Consider the following 4,631-nt stretch of genomic DNA (forward strand, 5'->3'; position numbering starts at 1 on the left):
ACCGGGACAGGGTTTCTTGCACTTGTTCCAGCGAGGTCATCAGATGATCAACCTGATCCTGAAGATCCACGGCGAGATCAAATAGCTCAGCCACTCGGCTGCGTGATCCCTCGTTGAACGCGGCCATTGCCAGTTGATGCAGCTTCAACAGGTCGGTGCGCAGTTGCGGAGGTGCGCCGTCTGCGCTGTCATTCAAATCGCCGCGCAGCACGTCCACGGCATCGACTGCACGCAGCAGTGCCGTGGTATCGAAATTCTCGGGAGTCAGTTCGTCCCATTCGTCGTCGGTGATGCGGGCTGCCATCAGGAGAGCTCCGATTAAGCGGTTGCGAGCGTTAGATGCCCGATCGGCTCGGCTGCTGGCCGTACCTTGATTTCGATGTCGTAGCCGAGGCGATTCAGACAATCCATCAGCTTGCGTTCGGATAGATTGGTGAAGTCGCCGCGCATCATGCCCGACACCTTCGGTTGCGGGATGCCCATGCGTTTGGCCGCCGCTTGTTGAGTCAGCCCAAGGGCGCGCATGGCCCTCCTGATCTCGACCACCAGGCCGGTCTTGATCTTGAGCTTTTCAGCGTCAGGCAGTCCAAGGTCGGCAAAGACGTTGCCCGAGCTGCGCTGAACCTCGACGCCTTCAATGATTCGTTTTTGCATTTCGTAGCTCCTGTGCCAATACCTCGGCCACCTTCAGCCGAGCGCGGATGATGTCCATGTCGGCCTTTGGCGTGGCGATTCCGCTCTTGCTCTTCTTCTGGAAGCAGTGCAGGACGAACACCGCTTCCGCAAACTTGACCGTGTATACCGCTCGATAGGTGCCGCCGGCATCGTCTTCGACGACCTCCAGCACGCCGGCACCACCGAACCCCTTGAGCACCTTTGCTGCGTCATCCTGATCGCCTATCTGCGCCAACGAGAGCGCGTAACCGAAACGGCGACGCACGTCGGACGGCAACGCCATCAAATCCTTGTGGCTGCTCGCGATCCATTCGAGCGGTTTTTCTTTGTTTGTCATGACGGAATTTTATACCTGTTCAGGTAATGATGTAAACGCGGCAACCTCAAGGAGGTGTCGTAAAACATTTGTTTTGCGACAGGCTGTCAGCCGCCGCTGTGCTACCTGTGCAACACCCCCTCAAAAATGTACGGAAAACTCTATCGCTATTCACTATTATGCGGAAACCTGTTTTTGATGGTTATCCGCCTATGTTGGTTGGCTACATGCGCGTGTCGTCGGACTCCGACCGCCAGAGCACGGACTTGCAGCGCGACGCGCTGCTCGCCGCCGGCGTCGATCCGCGTCACCTGTTTGAGGATCGTGCCTCTGGCGCGAAGGATGACCGTGCCGGCTTGGCGCGGGCGCTTGAGTTCGTTCGAGCCGGCGATGTGCTGGTGGTGTGGAAACTCGACCGGCTCGGTCGCTCGCTGTCGCACCTGCTCGCCATTGTGACTTCGCTCAAGGACAAGCGGGTGGCGTTCCGCTCGCTGACAGAGAACCTGGACACTACGACGCCCTCGGGCGAATTCCTGTTCCAGGTGTTCGGTGCGCTCGCGCAGTACGAGCGCGCCTTGATTCAGGAGCGCGTCGTCGCGGGCTTGGCCGCCGCACGCAAACGCGGCCGGATCGGCGGCCGGCCGCAGGCGATCACTGGTGAGAAGCTGGACGCCATCGTCGCCGCGCTCGATGGCGGCATGTCTAAGGCGGCGGTGTGCCGCAACTTCAATGTCAAGCGCACTACGTTGATCGAAACATTGACGCGAGCAGGTTGGCGTGGTGCGGGAAGGACGGTCGATGAGCAACAAGAATAAGCTACTCACCGTCTTTTCTGACGCAGAGCAGGAAGCCTTGTACGGCCTACCGGACTTCGACGATGCTCAGCGGCTGGAATACCTGGCGTTGGCCGAATCTGAACTGGCGTTCGCCAGCAGCCGGCCTAGCCTGCAGGCCCAAGTCTATTGCGTCTTGCAGATCGGCTACTTCAAGGCCAAGCATGCTTTCTTCCGCTTCGATTGGCATGAGGTCGAGGACGATTGCGCCTTCGTGCTGAGTCGCTATTTCCACGGCGAAGCGTTCGAACGCAAGGCGATCACCAAGCATGAGCACTACAGCCAGAGGGGTCAGATCGCCGAACTGTTCGGCTACCGGTCGTGGGCGGCTAGCTTCCTGCCGCAACTGGCACAGCAGGCTGAACAGATCGTGCGGCGCGACGTAATGCCAGGATTCGTGGCCGCCGAACTGATCGTTTGGCTCAGCGAGCACAAAATCATCCGGCCCGGCCACACCACCTTACAAGAGCTGGTCAGTGAAGCCCTGTCCACCGAACGCAGGCGCTTGGGCGGCTTGCTGGCAGAAGTGTTGGACGAATCGGCCAAAGCTGCGCTGGGCCAGCTCCTGGTGCGTGACGACACCCTGTCTCAACTGGCAGCGCTCAAGCAGGACGCTAAAGATTTCGGCTGGCGTCAGATGGCAGGGGAGCGCGAGAAGCGCGCCACGCTGAAGTCCTTGCACGGGATCGCCAAGGCGCTGCTGCCCAAGCTCGGCATCTCGCAGCAGAACCTGCTGTACTACGCGAGCCTGGCGAACTTCTATACCGTCCATGACCTGCGCCACCTGAAGGCGGAGCAGACCCGGCTCTACCTGCTGTGCTATGCCTGGGTACGTTACCGGCAGCTCACCGACAACCTGGTCGACGCGATGGCCTTCCACATGAAAAAACTTGAGGACGAGAGCCGCACGGGTGCGAAACAGTCCTTTGTCGCCGAACAGCTGCGACGCCATCAGGAAACGCCGCAGGTTGGCCGCCTGCTGTCGCTGTACGTGGACGACAGCGTGGCCGATCCGACGCCGTTCGGCGAGGTGCGCCAACGCGCCTACAAAATCATGTCCAGGGAATTGCTGCAAAACACGGCGCAGCGCATGAGCGTCAAGCCACTGAACAAACTGGCGCTGCACTGGCAGGCGGTGGACGGCCTGGCCGAACGCATTCGACGCCATCTACGGCCGCTGTACGTCGCGCTCGACTTCGCCGGCACGGCCCCCGATAACCCATGGCTCGCGGCGCTGACTTGGGCCAAGAGCGTGTTCGCCAAGCAGCAGCGCCTATCACAACGGCCACTCGACGAATGTCCGGCGGCAACGCTGCCGAAACGCTTGCGTCCGTACCTGCTGATGTTCGATGCCGAAGGCACGCCGACAGGCCTGCATGCCGATCGTTACGAATTCTGGCTTTACCGTCAGGTCAGGAAACGCTTCCAGGCGGGCGAGCTCTACATTGACGATAGCTTGCAGCACCGGCATTTGTCCGACGAGTTGGTTTCGATGGACGAGAAAGCCGCCGTGCTCGCGCAGATGGACATCCCCTTCCTGCGGCAGCCGGTCAGTGCCCAGCTCGATGCACTGGCGACCGAGTTGCGTGCGCAATGGGTGGCGTTCAATCGCGAGCTGAAACAGGGCAAGCTGACGCACCTGGAATACGACAAGGACACGCAGAGACTGACCTGGCGCAAGCCCAAGGGGGAGAACCAGAAGGCGCGCGAGCAAGCTCTCTACGAGCAACTGCCATACTGCGATGTCGCCGACGTGTTTCGCTTCGTCAACGGCCAGTGCCAGTTCCTGTCGGCGCTGACACCATTGCAGCCACGCTATGCGAAGAAGGTAGCCGACGCCGACAGTCTGATGGCGGTGATCATTGCCCAAGCCATGAACCACGGCAACCAGGTTATGGCACGTACCAGCGACATCCCGTACCACGTCCTGGAGAGTACCTACCAGCAGTACCTGCGCCAGGCGACGCTACATGTGGCCAACGATTGCATCAGCAACGCCATCGCCGCACTGCCGATCTTCCCGCATTACTCGTTCGACCTCGATTCGTTGTACGGTGCCGTTGATGGGCAGAAATTCGGCGTCGAGCGACCAACTGTGAAGGCGCGCTACTCGCGCAAATATTTCGGCCGCGGCAAGGGCGTCGTCGCCTACACGCTGCTGTGCAATCACGTGCCGTTGAACGGCTACCTGATAGGCGCACACGAGTACGAGGCTCACCACGTGTTCGACATCTGGTACCGCAACACGTCGGACATCGTGCCGAGCGCGATCACCGGCGACATGCACAGCATCAACAAGGCCAACTTCGCCATCCTGCACTGGTTCGGACTTCGTTTCGAGCCGCGCTTCACCGACCTCGACGACCAGTTGCAGGAGCTGTATTGCGCCGATGATCTGGCATTGTACGAGAAATGCCTGATCCGGCCGGCTGGCCAGATCGACCGGCAACTCATCGTCGGTGAGAAGGCGAACATCGACCGAATCGTCGCCACACTGGGCCTGAAGGAAATGACGCAGGGCACGCTGATCCGCAAGCTGTGCACCTATACGGCGCCGAACCCGACGCGGCGCGCAATCTTCGAGTTCGACAAGCTCATCCGCAGTATCTACACACTGCGCTACCTGCGCGACCCGCAACTGGAGCGTAATGTTCACCGCTCGCAGAACCGCATTGAGTCCTATCACCAGCTACGCTCGACCATCGCCCAAGTCGGTGGGAAGAAGGAATTGACCGGCCGCACCGACATCGAAATCGAGATCAGCAACCAGTGCGCCAGGCTGATCGGCAACGCGATCATCTTCTACA

Annotated in this window: 5 protein-coding genes; 2 read left to right on the plus strand and 3 right to left on the minus strand. The window is 60.2% G+C overall.

Annotated elements, in window-relative coordinates:
• From AC1Q6D_RS33055 to AC1Q6D_RS33065, 3 genes are all read right to left on the minus strand, one after another.
• Positions 1-304, minus strand: a 304-nt coding sequence (locus AC1Q6D_RS33055) for a transposase (protein WP_223198361.1), incomplete at its 3' end; no start/stop codon positions are given.
• A gap of 14 nt (positions 305-318) precedes the next feature.
• A complete protein-coding gene (locus AC1Q6D_RS33060; RefSeq protein ID WP_001172026.1) occupies positions 319-654 on the minus strand; it encodes a helix-turn-helix domain-containing protein in 336 nt (111 codons plus the stop codon).
• Positions 635-1,012 carry a type II toxin-antitoxin system RelE/ParE family toxin gene (locus AC1Q6D_RS33065; RefSeq protein ID WP_003151133.1) on the minus strand — a complete coding sequence of 126 codons (378 nt, stop codon included), beginning with the start codon at positions 1,010-1,012 and terminating at the stop codon, positions 635-637. The genes AC1Q6D_RS33060 and AC1Q6D_RS33065 overlap by 20 nt, the downstream gene beginning before the upstream one ends.
• 191 nt (positions 1,013-1,203) lie before the next feature.
• Between AC1Q6D_RS33065 and AC1Q6D_RS33070 the strand changes: the two genes are divergently transcribed.
• Positions 1,204-1,806 (plus strand): recombinase family protein, encoded by a 603-nt coding sequence (locus tag AC1Q6D_RS33070; RefSeq protein WP_010465829.1) that lies wholly within the window; start codon positions 1,204-1,206, stop codon positions 1,804-1,806.
• Positions 1,790-4,631 (plus strand): Tn3 family transposase (locus tag AC1Q6D_RS33075; RefSeq protein WP_492618505.1); only part of this gene is annotated, 2,842 nt, incomplete at its 3' end. The genes AC1Q6D_RS33070 and AC1Q6D_RS33075, both read left to right, overlap by 17 nt.

Source organism: Pseudomonas sp. MT92, assembly GCF_058792515.1.